The sequence below is a fragment of the Methyloceanibacter methanicus genome (assembly GCF_001723285.1).
Lineage (GTDB): Bacteria > Pseudomonadota > Alphaproteobacteria > Rhizobiales > Methyloligellaceae > Methyloceanibacter > Methyloceanibacter methanicus.
Map to the genome: position 1 here is coordinate 37,923 of NZ_LPWG01000014.1, position 26,774 is coordinate 64,696.

General features: G+C 64.6%; 20 protein-coding genes, 3 pseudogenes and 1 riboswitch. Of the genes and pseudogenes, 11 read left to right on the top strand and 12 right to left on the bottom strand.

Annotated elements, in window-relative coordinates; genetic code table 11:
• Positions 1-428 precede the first annotated feature (428 nt).
• The 6 genes and pseudogenes from AUC68_RS13880 to AUC68_RS13905 all read left to right on the top strand — a co-directional run bounded on the left by AUC68_RS13880 (position 429) and on the right by AUC68_RS13905 (position 8,261).
• Entirely contained in the window at positions 429-1,286 is an 858-nt protein-coding gene (locus AUC68_RS13880; protein WP_069438212.1) for an FAD/NAD(P)-binding protein, read from the top strand.
• A gap of 211 nt (positions 1,287-1,497) precedes the next feature.
• Complete coding sequence (locus AUC68_RS16565; RefSeq protein WP_141701295.1) at positions 1,498-1,815, top strand: FAD/NAD(P)-binding protein; 318 nt, start codon at positions 1,498-1,500, stop codon at positions 1,813-1,815.
• Positions 1,816-1,962: 147 nt separating this feature from the next.
• Positions 1,963-2,051, top strand: a riboswitch (glycine riboswitch).
• A gap of 153 nt (positions 2,052-2,204) precedes the next feature.
• Complete coding sequence (gcvT, locus tag AUC68_RS13890) at positions 2,205-3,362, top strand: glycine cleavage system aminomethyltransferase GcvT (RefSeq protein ID WP_244500538.1); 1,158 nt, start codon at positions 2,205-2,207, stop codon at positions 3,360-3,362.
• 18 nt (positions 3,363-3,380) lie between these two features.
• A complete protein-coding gene (gene gcvH, locus AUC68_RS13895) occupies positions 3,381-3,743 on the top strand; it encodes a glycine cleavage system protein GcvH (protein WP_069438214.1) in 363 nt (120 codons plus the stop codon).
• A pseudogene (gcvP, locus tag AUC68_RS13900) lies at positions 3,744-6,607 on the top strand (aminomethyl-transferring glycine dehydrogenase); the annotation flags it as partial.
• Positions 6,608-6,932: 325 nt separating this feature from the next.
• Complete coding sequence (locus AUC68_RS13905) at positions 6,933-8,261, top strand: spinster family MFS transporter (protein WP_083240760.1); 1,329 nt, start codon at positions 6,933-6,935, stop codon at positions 8,259-8,261.
• Here the strand turns inward: AUC68_RS13905 and AUC68_RS13910 are convergent.
• Positions 8,238-9,128: a LysR family transcriptional regulator gene (locus AUC68_RS13910; protein WP_158008324.1), complete on the bottom strand. Its 891-nt coding sequence runs from the start codon at positions 9,126-9,128 to the stop codon at positions 8,238-8,240. The two genes, AUC68_RS13905 and AUC68_RS13910, sit on opposite strands and share 24 nt — an antisense overlap.
• A gap of 352 nt (positions 9,129-9,480) precedes the next feature.
• On the opposite strand from AUC68_RS13910, the gene AUC68_RS13915 reads away from it, so the two are divergent.
• Together AUC68_RS13915 and AUC68_RS13920 are read left to right on the top strand one after the other, a co-directional pair.
• Positions 9,481-10,476, top strand: a complete 996-nt coding sequence (locus AUC68_RS13915) for a hypothetical protein (protein WP_069438217.1) — start codon at positions 9,481-9,483, stop codon at positions 10,474-10,476.
• A 166-nt stretch (positions 10,477-10,642) separates the two neighbouring features.
• Complete coding sequence (locus tag AUC68_RS13920; protein ID WP_069438218.1) at positions 10,643-13,351, top strand: autotransporter family protein; 2,709 nt, start codon at positions 10,643-10,645, stop codon at positions 13,349-13,351.
• A gap of 132 nt (positions 13,352-13,483) precedes the next feature.
• On the opposite strand, the gene AUC68_RS13925 is transcribed toward AUC68_RS13920, so the two are convergent.
• Entirely contained in the window at positions 13,484-14,740 is a 1,257-nt protein-coding gene (locus AUC68_RS13925; RefSeq protein ID WP_069438219.1) for a glycosyltransferase, read from the bottom strand.
• Complete coding sequence (locus AUC68_RS13930; RefSeq protein ID WP_083240762.1) at positions 14,737-15,684, bottom strand: MGH1-like glycoside hydrolase domain-containing protein; 948 nt, start codon at positions 15,682-15,684, stop codon at positions 14,737-14,739. The genes AUC68_RS13925 and AUC68_RS13930 overlap by 4 nt, the downstream gene beginning before the upstream one ends.
• Before the next feature lie 341 nt (positions 15,685-16,025).
• Between AUC68_RS13930 and AUC68_RS13935 the strand changes: the two genes are divergently transcribed.
• Positions 16,026-16,250: a hypothetical protein gene (locus AUC68_RS13935; protein ID WP_069438221.1), complete on the top strand. Its 225-nt coding sequence runs from the start codon at positions 16,026-16,028 to the stop codon at positions 16,248-16,250.
• A 285-nt stretch (positions 16,251-16,535) separates the two neighbouring features.
• On the opposite strand, the gene AUC68_RS13940 is transcribed toward AUC68_RS13935, so the two are convergent.
• The 3 genes and pseudogenes from AUC68_RS13940 to AUC68_RS18215 all read right to left on the bottom strand — a co-directional run.
• A complete protein-coding gene (locus AUC68_RS13940; RefSeq protein WP_069438222.1) occupies positions 16,536-17,267 on the bottom strand; it encodes a c-type cytochrome in 732 nt (243 codons plus the stop codon).
• A 7-nt stretch (positions 17,268-17,274) separates the two neighbouring features.
• Positions 17,275-17,706: a molybdopterin-binding protein gene (locus tag AUC68_RS18210; protein ID WP_425283238.1), complete on the bottom strand. Its 432-nt coding sequence runs from the start codon at positions 17,704-17,706 to the stop codon at positions 17,275-17,277.
• A 66-nt stretch (positions 17,707-17,772) separates the two neighbouring features.
• Positions 17,773-18,584, bottom strand: a pseudogene (locus tag AUC68_RS18215) (molybdopterin-dependent oxidoreductase); the annotation flags it as partial.
• 398 nt (positions 18,585-18,982) lie between these two features.
• Between AUC68_RS18215 and AUC68_RS13950 the strand changes: the two are divergent.
• Complete coding sequence (locus AUC68_RS13950; protein ID WP_069438223.1) at positions 18,983-19,354, top strand: hypothetical protein; 372 nt, start codon at positions 18,983-18,985, stop codon at positions 19,352-19,354.
• Positions 19,341-19,826: a hypothetical protein gene (locus AUC68_RS13955; protein ID WP_193407095.1), complete on the top strand. Its 486-nt coding sequence runs from the start codon at positions 19,341-19,343 to the stop codon at positions 19,824-19,826. The genes AUC68_RS13950 and AUC68_RS13955 overlap by 14 nt, the downstream gene beginning before the upstream one ends.
• Here the strand turns inward: AUC68_RS13955 and metK are convergent.
• From metK to AUC68_RS13980, 6 genes and pseudogenes are all read right to left on the bottom strand, one after another.
• A complete protein-coding gene (gene metK, locus AUC68_RS13960) occupies positions 19,823-21,007 on the bottom strand; it encodes a methionine adenosyltransferase (protein ID WP_244500539.1) in 1,185 nt (394 codons plus the stop codon). The two genes, AUC68_RS13955 and metK, sit on opposite strands and share 4 nt — an antisense overlap.
• Before the next feature lie 2 nt (positions 21,008-21,009).
• Positions 21,010-23,667 (bottom strand): cation-translocating P-type ATPase, encoded by a 2,658-nt coding sequence (locus AUC68_RS13965; RefSeq protein ID WP_069438224.1) that lies wholly within the window; start codon positions 23,665-23,667, stop codon positions 21,010-21,012.
• 220 nt (positions 23,668-23,887) lie between these two features.
• Positions 23,888-24,052, bottom strand: a pseudogene (locus tag AUC68_RS18460) (hypothetical protein); the annotation flags it as partial.
• 309 nt (positions 24,053-24,361) lie between these two features.
• Positions 24,362-24,637, bottom strand: coding sequence for a hypothetical protein (locus tag AUC68_RS13970; protein ID WP_069438225.1), 276 nt, complete (start codon positions 24,635-24,637; stop codon positions 24,362-24,364).
• A 92-nt stretch (positions 24,638-24,729) separates the two neighbouring features.
• Complete coding sequence (locus AUC68_RS13975) at positions 24,730-26,232, bottom strand: adenylate/guanylate cyclase domain-containing protein (RefSeq protein WP_069438226.1); 1,503 nt, start codon at positions 26,230-26,232, stop codon at positions 24,730-24,732.
• A gap of 5 nt (positions 26,233-26,237) precedes the next feature.
• Positions 26,238-26,516 carry a hypothetical protein gene (locus tag AUC68_RS13980; protein WP_069438227.1) on the bottom strand — a complete coding sequence of 93 codons (279 nt, stop codon included), beginning with the start codon at positions 26,514-26,516 and terminating at the stop codon, positions 26,238-26,240.
• Positions 26,517-26,774: the final 258 nt, after the last annotated feature.

Sequence of the window (26,774 nt, forward strand, 5' to 3'; positions counted from 1 at the left end):
TGGGCGTATGCCTTGGAACGCCACAGAGGCAGGCTGCTCCGTACCTTCAGAGGCATTGAACACGAACCGCGGACGCAGCGCCTGAGAGCGCGCATGCGAGACTCGCCTCTGAGCGTGGCGGCTGAAGATCCGGTCCTCTCGTCAGCGGGTCTGCACGGAGACAGCTTTGGCGAAGCTGTACGATTCTTTCGTCTGTCCCATTGGCAGCTTCACGCGTTGGTCTGTGCCTGTCATTTCGGAGAGAGCGTTGCCGCGGAGACGATCGAATTCCGCGTGCGGCGTCTTGCAAATCGGGCAACCAGCCTGGTGGCCGCATTCGCTTTTCTTCTCGCTGCCATTGCGGGTGCGATGTTGCTCTCCGCGGCGATGCCTTCGCACCCGGCTTGGGACCTCGCATACCGGCAATCTCCGCACGGCGGCCCAGACTGATGCAGCATGAAATCAATATTTGCGTGGTCGGTGGGGGCTTCACCGGTGCCGCCGCCGCGATTGCCTGTCTGCGGCACATCGAACGGCCGTTTCGCCTGGTGATAATCGAGCCGACCGGATCTCTTGGGCGTGGCATTGCCTATGGCAGCCACGATCCGATGCACCTTCTTAACGTGCGGGCGAGGGACCTCTCGGTGTGTGCCGATAGGCCCGGGGACTTTTCGACTTGGGCTTTCCGGCATTTGGACCAAGGCGAAGACGACGTGGGGCTGCTGGAAGGCGTGAACCACGCCTTCTTCTCGCGGCAGCTGTTCGGAGAATATGTGCGTCAGCGGCTCAACGAGACAATTGCTCGCCGTCCCGACGTCCAATTCGATATCGTGGCGGCGAGCGCCGTCGCGTGCAGCCGCAAAGGAACGGGATTCCGTATTCGCACGGACCGGGCGGGAACGGTCGAGGCGGACGTGGTCGTCGTTGCTACCGGCTATGGTGCATCCACCGCATCAGGACAGGAGTCGCTACCTCCATTCGGATTCGTGTCCACGGACCAATTCGCCGGCGCACGGTCCATGGTTCTGATCGGCTCGGGCCTGACCATGGTGGACGTGCTGCTCAACGCGCGCCGCGAAGGATTTGCGGGGGAGGCGACGATCCTCTCGCGCCGCGGTCAAATCCCTCGCGAGCACGCGGCCAAGGCGTCGTGCCGAAGGAGATGGCGCTCCCCAAGACGAAGAGCCTTGCCCGGCTCACGGCCTCGATACGCATCGCGTGCGAGGCCGCAGAGGCTTATGGGACGCCTGGCAGGCCGTGATCAATGGACTGCGGCCGACGATTTCGGCCATCTGGCAGGGTCTTGATCCCACAGAACAGTCGCGGTTCCTCCGTCATGTGCGGCCCTTCTGGGATACGCATCGTCACAGGCTCCCGCCGGAGATATACCGCCAGCTTCATCTCGAGTTGGAACAGGGCCGCTCGAGCCTTCTCCGTGCGCGGGTGCTTGGCGTCCAAAGATCGGGGACCGGCTTCGCCGTAAACCTGAGGCGTCACGGCGCGTCTAAGGGCGAGACTTTGACGGCCGATTTGGCCTTCGATTGTAGGGGCCACAAACCGGACATACGCGCGCCGTTCGTCGGCAGTTTGATCGAACAGGGCCTCGCGCGCGCCGACCCGCACAATCTGGGCCTGGCGGTGAATCCGGACGGGCAATTGCTGGGCGCACGGGACATGCCGATGCCCGGACTCTATGCGCTTGGCCCGTTGTGCCAGGGATCGCTTTGGGAAATGACGGCCGTACCCGAGATCGTACGCCAGGTCGACCTCGCGGTCGCAAGTCTCGTCCGTGGTGTCGGTGCGGTCGGGACAGATGGCTTCGGGCTCACAGGATGACATTCAAGCCGGCAATGCCGGCAGAGCCGAATTCTCCACGCAGTGACTGTGCGACAGCGTCTCTCCCGAAAGCGGCTGCCTGCCGAACAATTGGGCATCGCGCGCGGTTGACCTCGTGACCCGGAATCACCATTGTGTAGAAGTCACCGCTGTCTTGCGGAAGAGACCGGCTAACCCCCGCGCCGAAGGAGCAACCGCCCCGGAAACTCTCAGGCAACAAGGACCGCAAGGCATACTGACACTCTGGAAAGCGGTCAGATTTCCGTGACCCACCGAAGAGGAGAAGGCGCCGTATCCCTTTAGGGCATGCGCCGAATCTTTCAGGTTTCGCGACAGAGGGGGCTCTTGCCGGCGGGATTTCGCCGGCGGCGAGTTCATGGAGCCTCTGCATGAGTGTCAACGTCGCCAACGAATCGCCGGCTGCATTGAAGCGAACGCCACTGCACGCGCTGCATTTGGCGCTGGGCGCTCGCATGGCGCCGTTCGCCGGCTACGACATGCCGCTCAACTATGCGGCGGGTGTTCTAAAGGAGCATAGGCATACGCGCGCCGCGGCAAGTCTATTCGACACCTCGCATATGGGTCAGATCCTGGTGCGCGCGAAGTCGGGCGCCCCGGCCGATGCCGCGCAAGCTCTCGAGCGCCTCGTTCCCGCCGACATCGTGGGTTTGGGGCCGGGGCGGCAACGCTACACGTTCTTCACGAATGATCGGGGCGGCATTCTCGATGACCTGATGGTCGCCAACCTCGGCGATCGTTATCTCCTCGTCGTCAATGCCGCCTGCAAAGAGCAGGACCTGGCACTCTTGCGCGACGCGCTTTCGGCGGACTGTGCCATCGAAGCGACGGACCGTGCCTTGATCGCATTGCAGGGACCGAAGGCGGAAGCCGCGCTGGCGCGCCTCGCGCCCGATTGTGCCCGGATGCGTTTCATGGACGTGCGTGAAATGACGATCATGGGCGCCACGTGCGTTGTGTCCCGCTCCGGCTACACCGGCGAGGACGGTTTCGAGATCTCCACGCCGCCGGATGTCGCGCGTGAGATCGCGGAAGGTCTGCTGGAGAACCCGGACGTGGCGCCGGCGGGTCTCGCCGCGCGCGATACGCTGAGGCTCGAAGCCGGATTGTGTCTGTATGGCGCCGACCTCGACGCGGCGACCTCGCCTGTGACGGCCGGCTTGTCTTGGGCCATTTCGCCGGCGCGACGCGAGAAGGGGCAACGGACCGGCGGCTTCCCGGGCGCCGGAGTCATTCTCGGCGAGCTGGCGAAAGGCACGGCCATGCATCGCGTGGGGTTGTTGCCTGAGGCCGCGCCCCTGTCCGCGCCGGAGCACCGCTGTTCGCGGACGAGATCGGGGCGGCGCAAAATCGGTCACGTAACCTCAGGCGGGTTCGGCCCAAGCCTCGATCGGCCCATCGCCATGGCCTACGTCCCCGCCGCGCTTTCAGAGGCCGGCACCCAATTGTTTGCCGAGGTTCGCGGCACGCGGCTGGCGGCCGTTGTCACGCCTCTCCCCTTCGTTGAGCATCGGTACAAACGCGGGTGAGCCCGCAAGGAGGCGATCTTGCTGAAATACACCAAGGATCATGAATGGCTGAAGATCGATGGAGACGTGGCGACGGTGGGCATCACAGCCCACGCGGCGGAGCAACTCGGCGACCTGGTCTTCGTACAACTGCCCGACCTCGGCACCAAGCTCGACATGGGGCAGGAGGCCGCCGTCGTTGAATCGGTCAAGGCCGCCTCGGACGTCTACGCGCCGCTGTCCGGTGAGGTGGTGGAAACCAACCAAGCCATCGTGGATGACCCCTCGATCGTGAACGCCACTCCGGAAGGCGACGGCTGGTTCTACAAGTTGAAGCTCTCGGACTTGGGCGCCATCGACGGTCTCCTGGACGAGGCCGCCTACAAGGAGCTCATCGGCTGAATGGAACACGTCATGGCACCCGGAAGAACGAGTTACGAGCCGTACGACTTCGCCAACCGCCGGCATATCGGGCCCTCTCCGGAGGAGATGGCGGCGATGCTCGAGGTCGTGGGCGCAGGCAACCTCGATGGGCTGATCGCGGAAACCGTGCCGGCGGATCTTCGTCAGTCGGAGCCGCTCGACTTCGGCCGGCCGCTCTCCGAGCGCGGCGCGCTCGATCGCTTGCGCGAGACGGCCAACAAGAACCGTGTCCTGACTTCACTCATCGGCCAGGGTTATCACGGCACGATCATGCCCCCCGCCATCCAACGCAACATCCTCGAAACCCGGCCTGGTACACGGCCTACACGCCCTATCAACCTGAGATCAGTCAGGGGCGGCTCGAGGCGCTGCTCAATTTCCAGACGCTGGTCGCCGACCTGACGGCGCTCGACATCGCCAATGCCTCGCTGCTCGACGAGGCGACGGCCGCAGCCGAGGCCATGGCGCTCGCGCATCGGGTCACGAAGTCGAAAGCGAACGCGTTCTTTGTCGATGCGCAGTGCCTGCCGCAGACCATCGCGGTCCTGGAGACGCGCGCCGAGCCGCTCGGCTGGGAGATCGTCGTCGGCGATCCGTTCAAGGACTTGCGGCCCGAGACCGTTTTTGGCGCACTGTTCCAGTATCCCGGCGTGGAGGGCGCGTTCCACGACTTCTCCGATGTCATTGCCAAATTGCACGAGGCCCAGGCGTTAGCCGTCGTTGCGGCCGATCCGCTCGCGCTCGCACTGCTGAAACCGCCGGGCGAGATGGGCGCCGACATCGCTGTCGGCTCTATGCAGCGATTCGGCATGCCGATGGGCTATGGCGGGCCGCATGCCGCCTATATCGCGGTCAAGGACGCGTATAAGCGTGCGTTGCCCGGGCGTTTGGTGGGCGTCTCGATCGATTCGCGGGGAAACCGCGCCTACCGTTTGGCGCTGCAGACCCGCGAGCAGCACATCCGGCGTCAGAGCGCGACCTCGAACATTTGCACGGCGCAGGTCCTGCCCGCCGTGATTGCCTCCATGTATGCGGTGTTCCATGGCCCGAAGGGCCTCAAGGCAATCGCCGAGCGCGTGCACCGCAAGGCGGCACGTTTGGCCGACGGTCTCGAGCAGCTCGGCTTCAAGGTCAGCCCCGGCGCCTTCTTCGACACCATCACGGTCGAGGTCGGACCCTATCAGGGGCTTGTCATGAAGAATGCCGTCGACAACGGCATCAACCTGCGCAAGGTGGGAACGGATCGCGTTGGCATCACGGTCGACGAGTGCACGCGGCCCGCCACGCTCGAAGCCGTCTGGCGGGCGTTCGGGGGAGACAGGCTGGTCTATTCCGACGACTATCCCGAGTACCGGCTGCCCCGCGCGCTGATCCGCCAGTCCGCCTATCTCTCCCATCCCGTATTCCACATGAACCGGGCCGAAAGCGAAATGACGCGCTACATGCGCCGCCTTGCCGACCGCGACCTGGCGCTGGATCGCGCCATGATCCCGCTCGGCTCGTGCACCATGAAGCTCAACGCCACGGCTGAGATGCAGCCGATCACATGGCCCGAGTTTGCGGAGATTCATCCCTTCGCGCCGGCCGATCAGGCCCTGGGTTACGCCGAGATGATCGCGGACCTCTCGGACAAGCTGTGCCAGATTACCGGCTACGACGCCTTCTCCATGCAGCCCAATTCGGGTGCGCAAGGAGAGTACGCAGGGCTCCTCACGATCCGCGCCTACCACAAGGCCCGTGGTGACGATCATCGGGACGTGTGCTTGATCCCGGCCTCGGCGCACGGGACCAACCCCGCATCGGCCACCCTGTGCGGCTTCAAGGTCGTTGTCGTGGCGACCGACGCGCACGGCAATATCGACCTCGAGGACTTCCGGACCAAGGCGCAAGAAAACGCGGCAAACCTCGCCGCGGCGATGATCACCTATCCCTCGACACATGGCGTGTTCGAAGAAACGCTGCGCGAGATCTGCGACATAGCGCACGCGAACGGGGCACAGGTCTATCTCGACGGCGCGAACATGAATGCTCTCGTGGGTCTCGCACGGCCGGGCGATTTCGGCCCCGATGTCGGCCATCTGAACCTGCATAAGACGTTCTGCATTCCGCATGGCGGCGGCGGCCCGGGCATGGGGCCCATCGGGGTCAAGGCGCACCTGGCGCCGTTCCTGCCGGGCCATCCCGAGACCGGCGGCAATGCCATGACGGTGTCGGCAGCGCCTTACGGCTCTGCCTGCATCCTGGCGATCTCCTGGAGCTACCTCCTGATGATGGGCGGGGCCGGACTGACGCAAGCCACGCGGGTCGCGATCCTGAGCGCGAACTATATCGCTGCGCGGCTGTCGGAGGCGTACGGCGTGCTCTACACGGGCAGCCATGGACGCGTCGCGCATGAATGCATCATCGATACCCGTCCCCTGAACGCGAGCGCGGGCGTGACCGTCGATGACATTGCCAAGCGGCTCATCGACTGCGGCTTCCATCCGCCGACGATGAGCTGGCCGGTGCCGGGCACGTTGATGATCGAGCCGACGGAATCGGAGACCAAGGAGGAACTGGACCGGTTCTGCGACGCCATGCTCGCGATCCGCGAGGAGGCTTCGGCCATTGAGCAAGGCCGATACCATCGCACGGATAATCCTTTGAAGAATGCCCCGCACACGGTCGAAGACCTTATCGGCGAGTGGCAGCGACCCTATTCGCGCGAATGCGCGTGTTTTCCCGCGGGCGCCTTCCGCGTCGACAAATACTGGCCGCCGGTCAATCGCGTCGACAACGTCCACGGCGACCGCCACCTGGTCTGTTCCTGTGCGCCCTTGGCGTCCTATGTCAAAGCCGAGCAGACGGAGGAAGACGCGCTGGTGTCGCAGACTGAGCCGACGCCGTGTGAAACGCGTCCTTTGGTTCTCTTTCCCTCAGATCAGGGATTCGGAAACGAGAGACCTCTTCGCTGGGGTTCCGGCACGGCCAACCGGCCGGGACCGTCTGCGACAAGGCCGTCAAACGCCGCCCCACTGGGCTGTTCAACGAGCCGTCTAGTCGACGGGATAACACGGCACAACGGCGCGGGCGCCCAATGACTTGAAAGTTGTCGCCTTACGAGATGGGTGCCACAAGCGAATTGGGTGTGGTACGAACGGAGCTCCGCCGCGACGCGAGATGACTTAGGTGCCAACCGATACCGCCCCGCCTCCAGCTTGGCTGAACCGTTACCTCGTCGCCTCGCGCCGGTACACGTTGCTCGTTCTCACTGTCTATTTCGTCATCGCCCATCTCGACCGTCAGGTGCTTGCCATTACGCTTGCACCGATCGGACGCGAGTTCGCCTTGAACGACGTGCAGCTCGGCCTGCTCTCGGGGCTCGCTTTCGCGCTTTTCTTTTCGACGCTCGGCCTGCCGCTTGCGCTTGCCGCCACGCGGTACAACCGGCGCAATTTGATCGCCATCACCATCGCCTTGTGGAGCGCCATGACGATGCTGAGCGGGCTCGCACAGAGCTATTGGCAGCTTCTGGCGACGCGGATGGGCGTCGGCGTCGGCGAGGCCGGGGCCCTGCCGGCAAGTCATGCGGTGATCTCGGACCGCTACGGGCCGGGCGAGCGGGCCTCCGCGATGGGCGTGTTCATGTCGGGCGCCAATATCGGCGTCGCGATCGCGTTGCTCGGCGGCGGCTTGATCGCGCAACACTACGGCTGGAGAGCAGCCCTGTTGCTCGCGGGCGTTCCGGGCCTGCTGCTTGCCGCGGTCATCCGGTTGACGGTCCCGGAGCCCACGCAGCGGTTGGGCGCGGGCGAGGCGCCTCCCGTGCCGGGGGTTGCGCTCCTGCGCCAGACGGCGGCGACGATCTGGCACGCGGCGCCAATGCGCCTGATGTTCCTCGCGACTGTCCTGAACACGGTGACCACGTTCGGCATGGTCGCTTGGTTGCCGACTTTCCTGGTGCGCGAGCATGGCATGTCGCTTTCGGCGGTCGGGCTGTATCTTGCCGCCGCAATCGGCGTCGCCGGCGCCATGGGCACCATGTTCGCCGGGCGGCTCGCGGACCGTCTTGCCATGCGCAACGCGGGGTGGATCGCTTGGGTGCCCTGCCTCTTGCTGCTCATCGCCAAGCCGTTCGCTATCGCCGGCCTGCTGGCCACGGGGAAGGCCGGTGCGCTTCTGCTGTTGCTTGTGCCGTGTACGCTGGGCGCGGCCTATATCGCGCCCACCATCGCGGTGCTGCATGGCAGGCTGAATCTCAAGCAGCGTCCCATCGGCTCGGCGCTCTTGTTGTTCGGCATGAACCTGATCGGCATGGGGCTCGGGCCGCTGATCGTCGGCGCCGTCTCGGAAGCCTGGGGCGGGGAGGGCGCAGGTCTCGGCGCGGGACTGATCGCCGTCCAGTTCGCCGGCATCGTCGGCATCGTCGTGTTCGCCCTGGCGGGCGTCGCCATGGAGCGGACGTCGGACGCGGGCGATCCGGTCGCAGAAGAGTCAGGCGTCGTGGAACAGGGCTAGGACCTGCCGCCGCAACCAAACATGGGCCGGATCGAGGTCGAAGTCCTTGTGCCAGACCATGTACCAGTCTTGGTTTGGTAGGTCGAACGGCACGTCGAACAGTTTGAGGTTCAGCTTCGGCGCCAGGTACTCGCCGAGGACGCGCGGCACCGTCGCCACCAGATCCGTTTCGGCGACGATGTAGGGCAAAGACCAGATGCGGGGTGCGGCGCAGACCACGCGCCGGCTCAGGCCGCGCGCCTGAATGGCCTGCTCGATGCGAGTCATCTTACGAAGCCCAGAGTCGATCACGACAAAGCCGGCTTCGCACAGATCCTCGGCCGTGAAGCTCTCCTTCGTCCTGTAGACGGGATGATCGGCACGCACGGCGACACAAATCGGCATCGCGGTGACGAAGGACGATTGGATGTCCTCGTTGTCGATCGCCTCGAGATAGAAGCCGAGATCGACCGTCTTGTCGCACAAGGGCTGCTCGATGCCCGCCGCGAACAGCGGACGCATGACGAAGGTGACATTCGGCGCTTCCCGTGAAGCCGCGTTCAGCAGCGCCGGCATGAGCAGCGGCTCCAGCGCGTCTGGGACGATAACCGAGAATTCGCGCGCGCCGCTGGCCGGATCGAAATCCTCGGCGCGGGAGACCACGCGGTCGATGGAGCGCAAGGCCGTTTGGATGCCCGGCGCCAAGCGCCGTGCCTCCGGCGTCGGCGCCACCCCGTGTCCTTCGCGTTCGAAAAGCGGATCGCCCAGATGATCGCGCAGGCGCCGCAGCGCGTTGGACAGCGCCGGTTGCGTTATTCCAAGCTTCTTCGCCGCGCGGGTGATGCTGGCCTCGGCGTAGATCGCGTCGAAAACCAGCAACAGATTCAAGTCCAGCTTTCTTAAATTCATGGGCTGAATAGACCTCATCACCCCTTTGAATTTCAGTTTGGCCTCTCCACCACTTAGGGTGCTTGAAGATGCGCGGTCAAGCGTGTGGGGGGTGCAGGGTGAAGTCTATTACCGCTGTGAATACATGCGCGGGCGCTGCGCGTCCGGCGGGTGCCCCTGGAACGAATGACGGCTCTCACGCCATCCTTCACCCGGTCCGGAAAGCCTCTCCAGCAAGACCAAATCTGTGGCCTTCCGGCAACAGAAGGCGGAAATAGAGTCCACCACCCGCAATAAGGGCGTCCCTATTGTTGATTGGCTCCACAATGGTTGAAATCCTATCAGTGGCGGAATGGATTTTCCGGCGCTGCCGGGCCCGGTGCGGCGACAGGGGGAACGGATGAGTACGCGTGACCGGCGCAGGCAGTTGCTATTGTCGACGGCGACCCTTCTGGGCGCGCTGACGGGGTACGGCAACCGGGCCTATGCGGCGTGCACTCTCGATACCTTGCCGCCCGGCACATCGACCTATCACTGCTCGGACAGTGCCGCCGTTAACACAACCACGCAGAACATCAACCACGACGACGCCGAGGTCATCACCAACCTCGGCTTCGGCGTGGACACGACCTTGGCTGGCGGCAATGCCATTACGATCACCGGCGACGGCGCCCTCTCCTATACCGACGACCACATGTCGCCGCTGACGGCGGCGGTGACGGGTCTCTATATCAAGTCAACCGGCGACTCCGGCGCCAATTATGGCAGTATCACCGTGAACACCGGGGGAGACATCAGCGGCGGCGCTCGCGGTATCTACACACGCAATGACGGTAGTGGCTTCATCGACATCACCACCACCGGCGACGTCACCGGCGACACCTCGAACGGCATCCACGCGGTCAACGACGATGCCAATGGCACCGACATCACCGTGAACACAGGGGCCGGCACGGTCTATGGCGGCAACAATGGCATCTACGCCCTCAACAAGGGTCAAGGCTTTGTCGAGGTCACCGCCAACGGCAACGTCACCGGTAACAGTACCGGCGTTAGCGGCGGGATCGGCATCCTCGCGCAAAACCTCGATCCCGACAGCACCCACGTCACGGTGACCACGGGTCCGGCACGGTCCACGGCGGCAACAGGGCATCAGCGCTTCCAAGCCGGCACCGGCGACCTCACGGTAAAACGGGCACCGGCACGGTCGAAGGCGGCGACTACGGCATCCACGCCCGCAATCTTGGCCAAGGTTCCGTCGTTGTCACCGCCAACGGCGACGTCACCGGCAACGACCGCGACGGCATCCGCGCGTACAACGGCAGCAACGGCAGCAATATCACGGTGACCACGGGGCCCGGCACGGTCTCTGGCGGCGGCAACGGCATCGGAGCCTATAACAAAGGCACAGGCTCCGTCATGATCGCGTCCAGGGTACGTCGGTCACCGCCGGCACCGTCATCCCCGGTGACGGCATCTCCGCGGACAACTCCGCGGCCGGCACCTACGTTACGGTGAAAACGGGGTCGGGCACGATCAAAGGCAGCCGGAGCGGCATTTACGCCAGGAAGAGCGGCACCGGCGACCTCACGGTGACCACGGGGGCCGGCACGGTCACAGGCGGCGTCTACGGCATCGACGCCCGCAATAAGGGCCAAGGCTCCGTCGTGATCGAGACCGGCGCGGGCATGGTCACCGGCAATAGCGTTGACGGCATCTTCGCTTACAACACCCGATTTGTGGCGGTCGGCGACAACGTCACCGTGACCACGGGGACCGGCGCGGTCCAAGGCCAGCGAAATGGCATCCGCGCCGATAATTGGGGCACGGGCTTTATCGACATCGCCACCACCGGCGACGTCACCAGTAACGCATCGGCTGCCATCTACGCGCTCAACAGCGGCGCCAACAGCACCGACATCACGGTGAAAACGGGACCCGGCACGGTCCAAGGCAGTACAAGGGGCATCGACGCCCGCAATTTCGGCCAAGGCTCCATCAAGATCACCACCGGCGGCGGCGTCACCGGCAACGCCGACGAAGGCATCTATGCGCGAAGTGTCAACGCAGGCGACATCGGGATCACGGTGGCCTCGACCGGCACGGTGACCAGCCTGGGACCGCACGGCGACGACTTCGCCGTCGCCAGTACCGGCGCCTCCACGACCCTGATCGTGTCGGGTACGCTGAAGGGCGGGGGTGGCGGTGCGGTCGAGTTCGATCAGACCAATGCTTATAACGACCGGCTGGAGCTGCGGCCGGGCTTCCAAATCACGACGAACGGCGCCGCCGGCGCCAAGAACACGGTGCTCGCCGGCGACGGCACCGATACGCTGGCCTTCGGCGGCACGGGCGAGGACACTTTCGATCTCGGCGACATCGACGACGGCACGAACACGAAGCAGTTCCGCAGCTTCGAGACCTTCCGGGTCGAGAGCGGCACCTGGAGCTTCTCGGGCACGACGACGGAAGCGTTCTCGCAAACGGGTGGCACCATGAAAGGCACGGGCACGTTCGGCGGCCTGACCGTGACGAATGGCACGCTCGCCCCGGGCAACTCCATCGGCACCATGACCGTGAACGGCAACTTCACGCTGGGGTCGGGGTCGATCTTCGAGGTCGAGGTGAACGCGGCGGGCCAGAGCGATAAGGTTCTGGTGCGGAGCGGCGGCTCGGTGAACCTGACCGGTTCGGTCTTGCGCGTCATGGCCCAGAACGGCAATTACAATCCCACCACGGACTACACGATCATCGACAATGACGGCGCCGACGCGGTGACGGGCACGTTCTCGTCAGTGACGTCCAACTTCGCCTTCCTGACGCCGAGCGTGAACTACAAGGCCGGCGACGGCAACGACGTGGTGCTCACGATGGTCCGCAAGACCACGGGCGGCGGCGGTAATACCGGTGGCGGAACGACCGGCAGTGGCGGCACCAGTGGCAGCGGTGGCACGACAGGTGGCAGTCCCAGTGGCGGCGGCACGAGCAGCGGCGGCACGAGCGGCGGCGGTACGAGCGGCGGCGCGCCCACCTATGTGAGTTTCTGTTCGGTGGCCCAGACCCGGAACCAGTGCAACGTGGCCCATGCGCTCGATGCCTTCCCCACAAGCAACCCGCTGTTCGGGTCGGTCCTGACCCAAACCGTCGCGGGTGCGCGGCAGGCTTTCAACGCGCTCTCGGGCGAGGTGCATGCGACCGTGGCCGGCACGCTTGTGGACGACAGCCGCTATGTGCGCGAGGCGGTGTTGGGGCGTCTGATGCAGGCCGGGCATTCGGGCGAGGCCTTGTCGGCCAGCGGCCCGCAAATGGCCACCTATGACAGCGGGGCCATGATGCTTGGCGGTGCGGACCTATATGACGGCAAGTCTCTGGTGGAGGTGCCAGCGTCCGCGCCGCTCGCCTTTTGGACGCGGGCGTTCGGCGCTTGGGGCGACTTCGACCGCAATGGGAATGCGGCGAGCGCCGGCCGCGATCTCGGCGGATTCGTCTCCGGCATGGACGCGCAACTCTTCGGAACCTGGCGGGTGGGCGTGGCGACGGGCGCCTCGTTCTCCAATGTGAGCGTGGACGACCGCTATAGCGGTGCCGACGTGGACAGCTACCATCTGGGCGGCTATGCGGGCGGCATGGTCGGACCGCTTGCCTTGCGCGGCGGGGGCATGTGGACCTGGAACGAGATCGAGACCTCGCGGGCGGTCCTGTTCCCGAACTTCTATGAGCGCCAGAAGGCCGACTACGACGCCGGCACCGGCCAGATCTTCGGCGAGATCGCCTACCCGACGCAAGTTGCCTCTATCGGTGTCGAGCCCTTCGCCGGTCTCGCCTATGTGTCCGTGGACTCGGACGGCATCCGCGAACGCGGCGGACCGCAGGCCTCACTCCGCGGCTCCTCCTTCGACCAGGACGTGGGCTATACGACCGTGGGCCTGCGCGCGGCGAAGACGCTTAGCTGGGGCGACACTGAGATCACCCCGCATCTCTCGGCCGCGTGGCTCCATGCCTTCGACGGCGTGACGCCCGGCGCAAGCCTCGCCTTCGCCACCACAGGGCTCGGTTTCGAGGTGACCGGCGTACCACTCGCGCAAGACTCGGCGCTTCTGGACGCGGGCGTCGACTTCGCTATCAGCGACAAACTCAGCGCCGGCGTCTCCTATTCCGGCCAATATGCCGACACCGTCGCCGACAACGCCGTCAAGGGCCGCCTCACTTGGCTGTTCAATTAGCGGCACACCGTTCGCTTTGGGTCACAAGCAGCCGGTCGCGGATCCGTCCGAAGTATCCGCAATCCCCTTGATGCGCCTCGTCGCAACGAGGCTGAGTCTTGAGACTGTCAGGAGGGCCCTAGTGTCTCGATCTCAGCCTGTGGAATGGGCCCCGTGGCGGGCCGAAGGGATGGGCGCTGACAGCCCGCGAATCTTGGTCTCGTAGCGCGCCATCAATTGGCGAAACGTGCGATCCCAGGCGAAATGGGTTTCCACGTGACGACGGGCTCGGCGGCCGATCGCTTCCCGTTCCGCCGCCGCCCGGACAATGTTGTCGGCCATGGCCTGGGCATCGTCGACGGGCCCGAGATAGCCGAGGCCCTCCGGCACCCGGTCTATGAGCGCCCCGGCTCTGACGCCGACAACCGGCGCACCCGAGGCCTGCGCCTCGATAACGGAGAGACCAAAGGTTTCGTAAGGGCCCGCGCTCACGTAGATATCCGCCGACGCCATCAAGCGGGCAAGTTCGTTTCGGTCGTGGCAATAGGGGAGCACATGGAGCGAGGGCGTCCGGGTCGCCAGATCGGTCAACGCGTCCCGCAACGGACCTTGGCCAACGATCCAAAGCACGGGCTCAAGATCTTCGGGAAGGCGTTTGAGCGCCTCCACGAGCAAGAGGACCCGCTTTTCGTTCGACAGGCGCCCCACGTAGAGGAGCACCAGACTTTCCGGCTTTGCCCCGTGGGCCGATCGCAGGCTCTCGCTCCGCCGGCAAGGATCGAACAGCTCAAGGTCAACGCCAAGGGGGACGACTTCGGCCTCGTCGATCCCGTACTCGGCGAGCCGCGCGGCTTGTGCCGGCGATGGAGCAATTGCGAGGTCGCACAGCCCGAAGACCGTTGCGATATAGCGCTCGGCGCCAACCTCCGCGATCTGGGTCAGTTGGTTCGCCAGGGTAGCCAAGGTCTCGCTATGGGGCTCGACCCACTCTTTCGACAGGGAACGTAAAGGGGCGTTGACATAGGCATTCGCAACGTCGGTGTGGAAGTAACATCCGATGATGCAGTCAAGTCCGGTGTTTCGCAGTCCTTGCCGGTAGCCCCAGGCAGCCCAGGGCGCGAGGTAGTAACTCCCGAGCTCGACGATGTCGGGAGCGCTTTCCCGCAAGGCCGCCAGAATTTTGTCGGGGCGCACGAAGAGCCGATAGGTGTCTTGCCCGGGCAATAGCGGGCTGGCGATCGAGATGGTGGCTGTTCGCGGGCCCCTTTCGATCCCATCGGATTCGCCCGGTACGATGAGCAGGTGTTCATCGTCCGTGTTCTCGAGAAGATAGCGGCGCTTCTGATCGATATAGGTGCGAATGCCGCCGCTCTCCCGATTGTAGGCAATGGTGATGTCGCAGAATCTCATTGCGAACGTCCCGATCCGATCAACAAGCGTTCACCGGATGCGGCGACGAAGCTATGCCTCTCGCCCTCGCGGCTCCAGACACCGCGTACGCCTCCACCCAGCTCAACCGAGAGCCTTATGTTCAGGTCGAATTGCGGCAGCAACAGCGTCCAGTCCAGCCCGTTCGCCGCTGGCGGAAACCGCGGCGCCATCACCAATCCTTCCGCTTTGCGCTCAAGCCCGAAGAGCACTTCGATCACGAGCGTGTTCACCAGCCCCGACCAACCGACAAAACCGGTCACCGGCTTCGATCCAAGTGTCAGCTGCTTCCAGCGGTTCCCGCGTTTGCGATGCAACTCGACTGTATCGTAGCGTTCGGGGTCGTAGAACTCGTGAAAGTGACCGGTGTGCTCGAAGGTACGGTAGACACCTTCGCAAAGGCGATAGGCGAAATCAGCCGCGACGTCATGGAAACCGTAGCGCTTGAGTCCCTCGATCACCGCGAACGCCGTATTCAGCCAGACAGGTCCTCGCCACATGTCCTTCTCGAATGCCGGGTCGCCGATCGATACGGAGGGAAGTGGAATGACCGTGTTGAAACCGGTGGGATCCATGATGTGCCCGACGAGCCGCTCCGCTTGCGTCCGGTCTGGAATACCCGCCCAAAGGGGCAGGAGCGAAGCGATGGTGCGGCTGCGCACCAGTGTGCGGCTTTCGACATGACGGTCGAAATAGAGACCTTCCTCGGCGTCCCAGAGTTCGTTGTTGACCTTTGCCCGGATGGCATCGGCTTCGTCGTCGAGAGCCGCGGCCTCGTCGTCGCGGCCAATTTGCCGCGCCAGTCCCGCAAGCGCCTCGCATTTGAGAACCATGTAGGCGCAGAGGTCGGGTGCCGCGAGTTTCGTCGTGTCGTCGAGGAGACGTTCGTCGCGCGTGCTGAAACGTGGGGCGTTCTCGCGCCCGATTCATAAGGATGCGCCCAGGCGAAGAGACCGTTTGGCAGGCGCCGATGGTCATTGAGCCAATCCAAATAGCGGCGTAGAGGCTCGTAGGAATGACGGATCCACGGGCTAGACCGTTCAGGGCCGGCCAGACGACAAAGCCTTTCCAAGGACCATGCGACAAGAGGCGGCTGCGTGAAGCTCGAGCGGGCGAAGTCCGAGGTGAAGTGCTGTAGCCGGTCGCCGTGCCGGGCGTCGATGACCGACCGGAGAATGTCCCAGGCAACGTCCATGTCCCACCACTTCCATATTTGGGCAATGAAGGCCGAGTCCCAAAGATAGACGGCGCGAAAGGATGGCGCTGGATGGGCATGCGCGCCGCGGAAGCCTGGCCGGTTGCCCTCAAATTGCTGAACAGGGCGCCATTGACGGCTCCGAAGCCCTCGGACCAGCGCGCGCCGTTCTCCTCCGCGGCCGTGACGGTCAGCTTTGGCGGCAGGTGCGCGACGGATTTGAGGCGCAGCGCGGCCGGGTCGATGGCCGAGAGCGGCGATCTAATGACGAAGATCTTCGACCACAAGAACAAATAGGCGCCGTAAGCGATGAGACTCTGAAGACGCGCAATGGGGCGCCAGACGCGGGCCAAGCCCTGCTTTGAGTAGCGAAGAAAGGCACTTGCAGAGAGCATTTGGGCGGCCGGTGGGGTCCGAGATGGTTTGCGAACGGGGCGTGCTGTCGATCGCCTGAAAGAAAGAGACACGGCTGAGCCCGCTCCAATACCCCGAGCACACTACACGAGACCGCGCAGGTGGTCTCCAGACCCGCGCGGTCTCGCCAGTCGCACCGCAACGTAGCGACAAAGCGGTTTTGGTCCGCTAGCGCTGCGGGAAATTCGGACGGTCCACGCCGTAATTGGCCGCGAGGTAGTCGAGAACGACCGACATGTCCGGTTCCCCAATCGGCGTCATGCCCTGCTCCTCGACCATCCATTCGAGCAAATCGGCCCAATGCTTCCGCGTCTTGCCCTGCTGCGCGACGATCATTTCCGAGTGACAGGCGGTACAATAGGCGAAGGTCTTCTCGACCCCTGGGGCATCGACAAGACCGCCATAGTTCCGGGAACCCCCGGCGGGAGCGGCTGCGGCCACCTCGGCACCGGGCGCGTCCGCGAGCGACAGGGGGCTCGAACTGTTCTGGTTGAGATAGGCGATCAGGTTCGCGCGGTCGCCCGGATTCTTCACGCCGGGAAACACCATCAGGCTCCCCGGAACCGCAGCCTGCGGGTCTTGGAGGAAGGCGTCCAGCCGGTCGACCTGCCAGGTTCCGCCATGGGCGTTGAGGGGTTCGCTGTAGTTGAAGCCTTCGGCATGCGCGACGGGGCGTCCCACGACGCCCCAGAGATTGGGCCCGATCAGCGGGCCGCCGCCGTCCTCGATCGTGTGGCAGGCCCGGCAGGCGGCGAATACCGTTTCGCCTTTGGCAGGATCGGCCGCGGCCAGGGTCTCGCCGAGCGTCTGCGCCTGCGCTGCACCCGGGATGACGAGTGCGAGCAGGACGAGACCGAGGATCGGCGGGACGAGGCGCCCCTCAATGCGATGCAACCTCATGCGGCCCTCACGCCACGCGCACGGAAACCCGGTGCATCGCGTTGTTGAGATAGCCTTTCGGGTTCCAGGCGATGCCGAAGGGCTGGGAGACGCCTTCGCTATCTGTTGCCCGTGACCAGATCTCGTAATAGCCGGCTTGCGGGAACGTCACGGTCTTCTTCCAGTTCTGCCAGGCGCCGAAATTTACGGGCGGTTCAAGCTCCGCCGCCATCCAGGTGGCGCCGAAGTCGATCGAGATCTCGACCTTCTCGATCGTGCGGTCGCCGGACCAGGCATGGCCGCGTACTTCGACTGCATTCCCGGAGAGGTCGGTCTTGGTCGCCGGGTTTGTGATGAGCGACTTGACCGGCATGCGCTCGATAATGGCGAAGTCCTCCTTGGGCACGTCCTGGCCGGGCTCCACCGGATATTTCGGCACGCGGTAGGACGTACCCGTCATTTTCGGACCGTCGTGCACCACGTCGCGCAGCCAGATGCGCGTGAGCCATTTTTGCGAGCACGAACCCGGCCAGCCGGGCACGACCAAACGCAACGGCTGGCCGTTCAGCACGGGCAGCGCCGTGTCGTTCATCTCGAAGGCGATCAACACGTTCTCGGTCATGGCCTTTTCGATCGGAACGCCGCGCGAGATCGGGAGCTTGCTGGCATCGCCCGACAGATGCGCATCGGCGCCTTCATGGGCCGTATAGACGACGCCGGCCTTGCGCCCGCCTTGTTCAGGACATCGGCGAGGCGAACGCCGGTGAAATAGGCGCAGCCGACGGCGCCGTAGGTCCACTGATTGCCGCTCGCCGGGGGATCGAAGAAGGCCCGGCCATTGCCGCCGCATTCGATCACCAGCGCGAGCTTCACCACCTCGAAGTCGTTCTTGAGATCGGCGATCGTCAGTTTCAGGGGATTGTCGACCATCCCGTCGACCGTGAGCTCCCAGCCGTCGGCGCTCGTGTCTTGTGGCACGATGCCGTTGTTGCGCACGAAGAAGTGGTCGTTCGGTGTGATCGGCGAGTCGAGCAGGTGCGGGGGCGTCTCGGCGTTAACCGGCCGGTCGTTGAGAAGGACGAGACCGTCCTTGCCGACGAGGACGTCGTCTTCTGCCAGGGCGACCGGGATGAGGCCGGACGGCATGGAGCGATGAAAGGGGATTGCGGCACCCAGCAAGGCGCCCATTGTGGCCAGTCCCGCGCCGCGCAAAAATCCGCGGCGGTCCGCATGGGACACCCGGCCGAAGACCACGCGATCGGCCTCCTCGGGGTTCTCTTCGAAATAGACGTGGAGCCCCTTTTTCGTGGAGTCAGATAGCGTCGTCGGCCGATTCATTGTGATCCTCCCACGGTGCCTAGTTTTTGATTTTTGTATGACACTTTACGAACTCAGCATGACCCTAGCGTGAACCCTCCGGTTCGACGGATGCAGTCGGCGACCAAGCCAAGTTTTCGGGGCATGCTGAAGGCTCTATGTCTGCCCGCACAAAAGTTGTCGAGAGGGCGTGGCAATTGCTTTGGCCCTTTAGCGAGACCCCGCGCCGCGAGCCCCCATGTCCAAAGCCAGCCCGAGCCGCCGGGCCACGCGTTTAGGGACTGCGACAATGCCGCGCTGGCATTAACCTAAGAAGCGGTATCTCTCGGCTCGGTCTGATATGCGCCAAGAGGCACCTTTTGAACGATCGTAGGCGGCTATAAAGTCAGGCGTCGGCAGTAGCTATCTGGAGTTCGGTCATGTTTCCCTTTGGTTTGGCGGTTGGATTCGTCGCGGGCGCCGCGACTGCAGCTCTCCTCGCGCCGCAGCTCGTTCAGCAGGCGCGCCCTGTGGCCAAAGCCGCATTGAAGACTGCTCTCGCGGCCCTGCATGAGGCGCAAGTGCGCGGCGCGGAGGTTGCCGAGGCGGCGGAGGACCTCTACGCCGAAGTGAGGGCTGAGCTGGATGAGGAGGCCGTCCAAACGGGGCCGTCGGCGCCCGAGACGGAGGCACCTGAGACGGACGTGGCCGAGCCTGCGTTCCCGGCAACGGAGGCGTCCCAAGACGCGGAGCGGTCCCCGAGCACCGAGAGTCCCCCAAGCGCCGAGAGTCCTCCAAGTGCAGCCGCTTGAGTCCCCGTCCATCGAAAGTTCGCTGCCTCAGGCCGAGCTGATCCATGCCATTCCGGGCCGGTGCCGCTTGCGCATTCCGGCGCGGCGCGGCGATGCGGTGTTCTTCGCCGCGATCGCCTCGGGGCTCTCGACGCTTCAGGGCGTGTTGCGGGCCGATGTGACCCCGCTCACGGGCAGCATTGTGATCCACCATGAGCTGCCGCTGGAGCGCATCGCCAAGGCGGCGCGTGACGTGCAGCTCTTCGCCCTGGATCCCACCCGCGTAGGCCGGGTCACCGCGCCAGCCGAGGTGCTTTCGCTGGATCCAAATGTTCTCGCGGCGCTGGGCTTCGGCGCGTTGGCATTGCTGCAGGTGTCCAGAGGCCAGATCTTGCCGCAAGCGGTGACGCTGGCGTGGTACGCGGCCGCGTTGGCGGATTGGCTGCAGCCGCCCGGTCCGATCGAAGAGGCCGGAGGAGACGGGGGCGACTAGGATTCAGTCCCGCAAAGCGTCCACGGCGTCGAGCGCTTCCCATGGCAGATCCAGCTCCGGGCGACCGAAGTGGCCGTAGGTGGCGAGCGGACGGAAAAAACCCCGGTCGCGGACTGGGCCGGCCGGGTCCGCAGGCCGAAGCGTTTGGCGATCGCAGCGGGCCGAAAGTCGAGACAGCGCGTCAAGCGCGCCGCGATTGTCTCGTTGGCGAGGCGTCCGGTGCCAAAGGTCTCGACGTCGATACTCAGCGGTCTCGCCTGCCCGATCGTGTACGCGAGGTGGACCTCGCAGCGGTTCGCGAGGCCAGCGGCAACCACGTTCTTGGCCGCATGACGCGCCGCATAGGTGCCGGTGCGGTCGATGCGCGAGGGGTCCTTTCCCGACAGCGCCGCACCGCTCTGCCGCGCAATCTCGCCATAGGTGTCCACGCCGTTCTTGCGCCCGGTGAGACCGGCATGCCGCGCGGGGCCGCCTGTCTCGTAGCCCATGCCGGTATTGATGCGCACCACGGTGTCGCGGTCGGGCTGGAGTTCGTCACTGTCGAAACATTGCGCGACAAGGCCGCGCAAGAACGCATCGGCGTCGTCGGTCTTGACCTCGTCGGCTTCGGTGACGGTGAGCGAGATCGCATGGATTCGGACCGGCTTGTCGTCATGGTACTCGACCGAGACCTGGCTCTTGCCGTCCGGCGTGAGCCAGTCCACCTCGTCGCGGCGCGCGGTGTCCAACGCGCGGGCCAAGCGGTGTGCAAGGACGATCGGCAATGGCATCAATTCCGGTGTCTCGCGGCACGCGTAGCCGAAGGCATTGGCCTGGTTGTAGGCGGGCCAGTGGTCGATGGCGCCGTCATCCATGTCCGAGAGCGGGGCCTCGCGCATGTCGCGCGGCAACTCCGTGAAGCTCGTCAGGATCGAGCACTTTCTGGCGTCGAAGTCGGGTCCGACATAGCCGGCGTCTCTGATGACGTCGCGGGCCAGGGACGGGATATCCACCACGCTGTCGGCGGTGAAGCGCGCGGCGAGGAAGACGACACCGGTGGCAACCGCACATTCGATCACGACGCGCGCGCGATCATCGTCTCGCAGGAACGCATCGACGGCGGCATCGCTGATCTGGTCGCACAGCTTGTCGGGATGGCCGGCGGTCACCGACTCCGATGTGAAGATCAGGTTCGATGCCATCTTTACGCGGTTCCTTTGGCCTTTGAGGCGTTGCGAGGGGTCGGCTGTTCGAAGTCGCGCAGCACGTGCCCCAAGACATCGTTGGTGACGGTACTGGCTACGGCGATGCCGGCGATCGCGAGCACGTCGCCCATACCAAGCGGTGCAAGCCGCAGGAGCTTGCGGGCGGGCGGGAACAATTGTGCGCCGATCTGGAGCGCAACCGATCCGGCGAGCGTTGCGTAGAGTTTGGGACTGGGCGGACGTTTCCGCTCGGCGGCCAGTCCGAGCGTCTCGGAACGGCAGGAGAGTGCGTGGATCAGTTGAGCGAAGGTCAGGCCATGGAAGGTGATCGTGCTCGCCCGAACGGGGTTCGCAGTTCCCCCAGCGAGGTAGTAGCCGGCCAGGGCCGCCGTACCCATGACCGCGCCCTCTCTTAGGATGTGGCGAAAATCGACGGCACTCAGAATGGGGGCTTGCGGATCGTGTGGCGGCTGGTCCAGCACGTCCCGCTCCGGAGGCTCCAGGCCGAGTGCCAAAGCCGGCGCGGGATCGGAGATCAGGTTCAACCACAGAAGCTGCATCGGCGTCAGCGGTTCACCGCTATTGGTGAGCGCCGCGCCGAGCATCGTGAACGTCTCCGCCGCGTTGGTCGAGACGAGATAGCGCAGCACCTTCCGGATATTGGCGTAGGTGGCGCGGCCGAGCCTTATCGCTTCGATGACACCGGCGAGATCGTCGCCGGCCAGGACGATGTCGGCGACCTCGCGGGCTACGTCGGTGCCTTCGCCGCCCATGGCGATGCCGATATCCGCCGCCTTCAATGCAGGACCGTCGTTGATACCGTCGCCGGTCATCGCCACAATGTGGCCGCCGGCCTGGAGCGCGCGCACGATGTTCAGCTTGTCGACCGGATTTGCGCGGGCAAAGACATGGGGCTGACCCACGAGGGCGGTGAGCAGCTCCGGGTCCATCTTGGCGATCTTGCCGGCCTCCAGCACTTTCAACTCGTCGCCGTGAGCCAGGTCGAGATCCGAGGCGATGGCATAGGCGGTCGGGCTTTGGTCGCCGGTAATCATCACCGCGCGCGCGCCCGCACGGTGGAGCTGGTCCAGGGCCGGCACGACGCTTGGCCGGATCGGATTGGCAAGGCCTGTGAGGCCCAGCCAGACAAGATCTTGTTCGTCATGGGGGTTGCCGCCGGACTCGTTTGCCGCGACGCCGAGCACACGCAAGGCATGACCGGCCATGCGCTCATTGGCTCTCAAGATGCCGGTGCGGACGGCCGCGTCGAGAGGCGCGATGCCCTGACTGGTGCGGTAATGCGTGCAGCGTGCGAGCACCTCGACAGGGTCGCCTTTCACGCATAGGAGCTGCCCGTTGTCGGTCTCGTGCAGCGTGGTCATGCGCTTGCGCCGGTCGCTGCGCGGGGCCGTTGTCAACACGCGTGCGCCGAGGCGCAACTGCGGCACGTCGATTCCAAGGACGATCGCCGCTTCAAGTAGCCCGTTCTCCGTCGGGGTCCCTTCGATGCTGAAGCCATTATCGACGCGCCGCGCGATCGCATCGCTCGACAGAGCGGCGACTTCGAACAGACGGCGGACAATCGCTCGTCTCGTGTCCGGAACCGGTTGGTCGGCGCATCTGATCCCGCCCCCCGCCAATGTCAGGGCAACCCCGTCGGCGTGGATCTCCGCCACGGTCATCCGGTTCTCGGTGAGGGTGCCGGTCTTGTCCAGGCCAATCACGTCCACGGCACCAAGCGTTTCCACTGCGTCGAGCTTGCGCACCAGGATATTGCGCTTGCGCATGTCCTGGATGCCGAGCGCGAGTGTCGTGGTGGCGACGGCCGGCAACCCCTCGGGAAACGCGGCGACAGCCAAGGAGATCGCGCTGCGAATGAGTGGAACGAGCGGTTGGCCACGCATCAAGCCGAGGACGAGAATGCCGCCGCAGATCGCCGTATTGACGATGATCAGCTCACGGCCGACGTCGCCGAGCTGGCGTTCCATCGGTGTCTGGGGCGCGCTGACCGTCCCAAGGATCTCCTGCACCCGGCCGATTTCGGTCCGCATGCCGGTCGCCGTCACCAGGGCGATGCCCGAGCCGCCGGTCACCACCGTGCCGCGGAAGACCGTGTTCCGCCGCCCGGCCAGTTCGGTGTCTTCCGGCAACACGACGTCGGCATTCTTTTGGATCGGCAGGGCCTCGCCGGTCAGCGCCGACTCGTTGACGCTGAGGTCGTCGCTCGAGATCAGGCGAGCGTCCGCCGGGATGAGCGCGCCGCGCTCGAGCAAGATGCGGTCTCCGGGAACGAGATCGGAAGGCGAAACGAGGCTCAGTTGGCCGCCGCGCATCACGCGAACTGGTTGCGGCGCGTAGCGAGACATGCCGACGATCGTATGTTCCGCCTGACGTTCGGTTGCCGTCGCAATGCCAGCGTTGAGCAACACGACGGCGGCGATGATGGCGGCGTCGGCCAACCCTCCCGTCAAGAGCGACAGGGCGGCGGAGCCGCTGAGCAGGGTGATAGGCAGGGTGGTCACTTGCTCGGCCACGAGCGCAGGAAGAGAGCGCGGTTCCAACCGAAGCACGTCGTTGCGCCCATAGGCCGCCAGGCGCTTCCGGACATCGGCGGCCAAGAGGCCGTTCTCCGCATCGGTTGCCAGCCGTTCGACCACGGCAAGGAGCGGGAGCGCATGCCAGGGGGGGGTCGAGGCCTGCGGCGCCGCGGGGTCCGTTCGTGTCGAACAACGGTTGCGGTTCGGCAAAGAGCCCCTCTGGCTGGCGGCCCTCGGTAACGGCGTCGATCATCGCGGCTACGCTGCGGACGGTTGCAGGTGCCCGGAAGGTGACGACGATGGAGCCCGTCAACGGGCTGGCCCTGGCGGAGGTTACGCCGCTCGTGCGCCGAAGCGTCTTCTCGATGGCTTTTGCCAAGACCTCGCGGCGCACGATGGCGCGATTCCGGAACCGGATCCGCCCCGGAACGGCATCGTGCACAATTTCGAGCGGGACGGGTCTATACGCGGTGTCCAACAACGCTGCCTCTCTAGGGGCGAACACAACTCCGGACCGGGCGGATGTCGATCAAACTAAGAGAACCCTCACGAAGAGTTCCTGCGTTGTATCAAAGACCGGCGGTCTCGAGCGACCCTTCTGGTCTGAATTTGCACCGGGTGCCGGCGCGAAAGTCAAGAATGCCGCGACACGGCCCAGCCTGGACGTCGCCACGCACCGTCATGATTTCGTCGTCTGACACAAGACGAACATGAACAGGCTTCCCGGGCGAACTCCGCTTGAGCGCTGGACCGGGCAGCCCCGAACACCCTCGCTCGATCGCGCCACACGTCGCGCGTTCCCGGAGGTGCGACATCATTTCTCAGCGAAAAGCGTGACGCCGTCCCAGTCCTCGGGCGGCGGCATGTTCATCCACGCACGGCATAGCTCACGCAAACGGAGCGATGGCCCGTCTTGCGGGTCGGCAGCCAGAACAGTGTCGAGAAGTTGCACCGCATCGGCGAAGCGGCGTTCGGTCGAGCAGCGGAGCGCCTCCTCGTAAGTCTTGGCCCGTTCGCGCATCCCGTTGGAGACCTGCGGTGCCTCGCCAAGCGACTCGTAGATGTCGATGGCGATGGCTTTGCCTTTCATTCTGACACGATCGATCCGGCGCCAGACGAATTTGGAAGCGGTCGCGGAGACGACCGACTCGGTGGCCAGGATTTCAGTGCCGTAGCGGACATTCAGGCTTCGAGTCGGCTTGCTGTGTTGACGGTGTCGCCGAGCGCCGTGTAGCTGAGCCGCTCGGGTGCGCCGACATTGCCAACGACGGCCGCGCCCGTGCAGAGACCGAAATGCGTCGTCAGCTCGGGCCGGCCTTCTTCGCGCCATCGCTGGTTTTGATCGCTTAGCAGACGCTGGCATTTCAGGACCGCGGACACGGCGTGGACGGCGTGATGATCGAGTGGATCGGGCGCTCCCCAAAACGCGACGATGCCATCGCCGACGATCTTGTCGACCGTGCCGCTCTCGCTCTGCAGGGCCGTGATCATGAGCTGGAAATAGTCCGACATATGACGCGTAAGGTCTTCAGGCCGCATGCTCTCCGCGATCCGGGTGAAGTTCCTGATGTCCGTGAACAGCACCGTAAGGCTTGTGCGTTTGCCGCCAATCATCGCGACCTCACCCCTGCGGACGAGGTCGCGGACAAGGGCAACCGAGACATAGCGTGAGAACGACCGAATGCCCGTCAGCATCTGTGATTGTGCTTCGGCCAGCTGTTTGATTTCCCGAACGCTGGAACGCACCGCAGGTGCGTCGGCCAGGTTCAGATCACGGATCTTTGCACTCTGCTCGGCAAGGGCTTCCAGCGGCCGGCTGAAGTGACGGGCAACGATGCCGGCCAGCAACAGCGCCAAGAGCACGGCCGCGGTCGAAACCGCCAGCACCGTGTAGCGCTGGCGCTCCGCCTCGCCCAAGAAGTCACTCTCCGGAACCGCGATGCCAATCCACAACGCCTGATCGTGCAGGTCGAATTTCCGAAACCCGCTCCACCAAGCACCGCCGTCGCTCCTGAAACTGAAGACGCCTTGTTGATCGTCGCCCCTGTCTCGCCATGCCGATACCGCGTCCCCGACAACCGTGAGGCCCAAGTCCTCGGGCGTCAGAAGAGTGGCGGCCTGATCGGAATCGGCTTGATTGGAGGCCTTGCGCAGAATTTCGCGTATCTCGTCGGAATTGGTCCAGCGGGCATCGGCCGGGAGACCGACCAACGATCCATCGTCATGGACCACAAACGCTGTTCCGTTCGGGCTTGGACGGAGGCTCGATGTGAAATCGGACAGGTCTCGAAGAAGCAGGTCGAAGGCAACAAGTCTGATCTGTCCGGAGGCGGGGTCGCGCCATTTCTGGGATACGGTGAGCCCGGCATCTTTGGTGATGAAGAAATAGTAGGGGGACGTCCAATGGATCTCCTCGAGATCCGCGCCGGTATAGAAGGGACGGCGTCGAGGATCGTAATCCCGTGCATCGTCGGGTAGCGGCTCTCCGGAGTGGAGCTGTAGATCGCGGGTCCACCGAACGACATAGCCCGCCGCCGGACCTTTATCGGCCCAGACGAGGCGGTTGTACCATTCGTAGTCGTCGCCCCCACGCAAATCGCGGAACAAGAGATACTCCAGGCCGTCATCCCGAATGAGCATCATCGAGGTGATCTGCCGATGTTGATCGAGCAGGGGGATGTACATCGCGTTCAGGCGCTGCAGGTCCGCGCGCCGTCATAGTCAAGAATTCCGGCCTCCCACCACGCTCTGGAGATATTCAAGAATTCTTCGATCGAGCCGAAGAAGTGGCCCATCTCGGACTGCACTTGATCTGCGGATTGATCGATGTAGCGCTGCGACAGGTCACGCATGGTTCGCCGGGCGCCAATATCCACGACGATCAGAATCGAAGCGGATATCAAGAAGACGAGCGCCAAAAGCATCATCAGCAGCGCACTGCGCGTGCTGATCGGCCTGGGAGAAATCATGATCTGGCGTGGGTGGTGGGCATAGCCGACGAAACCATAAGGCGGTCTCGTTGTCGAACCTGCTGTTGGGGCGGATGCCGGCCCGCCGGCGCAGAAAAATCACGCCCTGATATGGTTGCACAAGGAGTGCTAGATTTGAGCCGACTCGCAGGGGGTGGAAGCACAAGGGTCACGGTGCTGGCGCTCGGCCGTCCTGACGCGCCCCTTCGATACAAGGCGTATGCGCGCAAGGCTTCCAAGAGCAGGAGGGCAGATAGG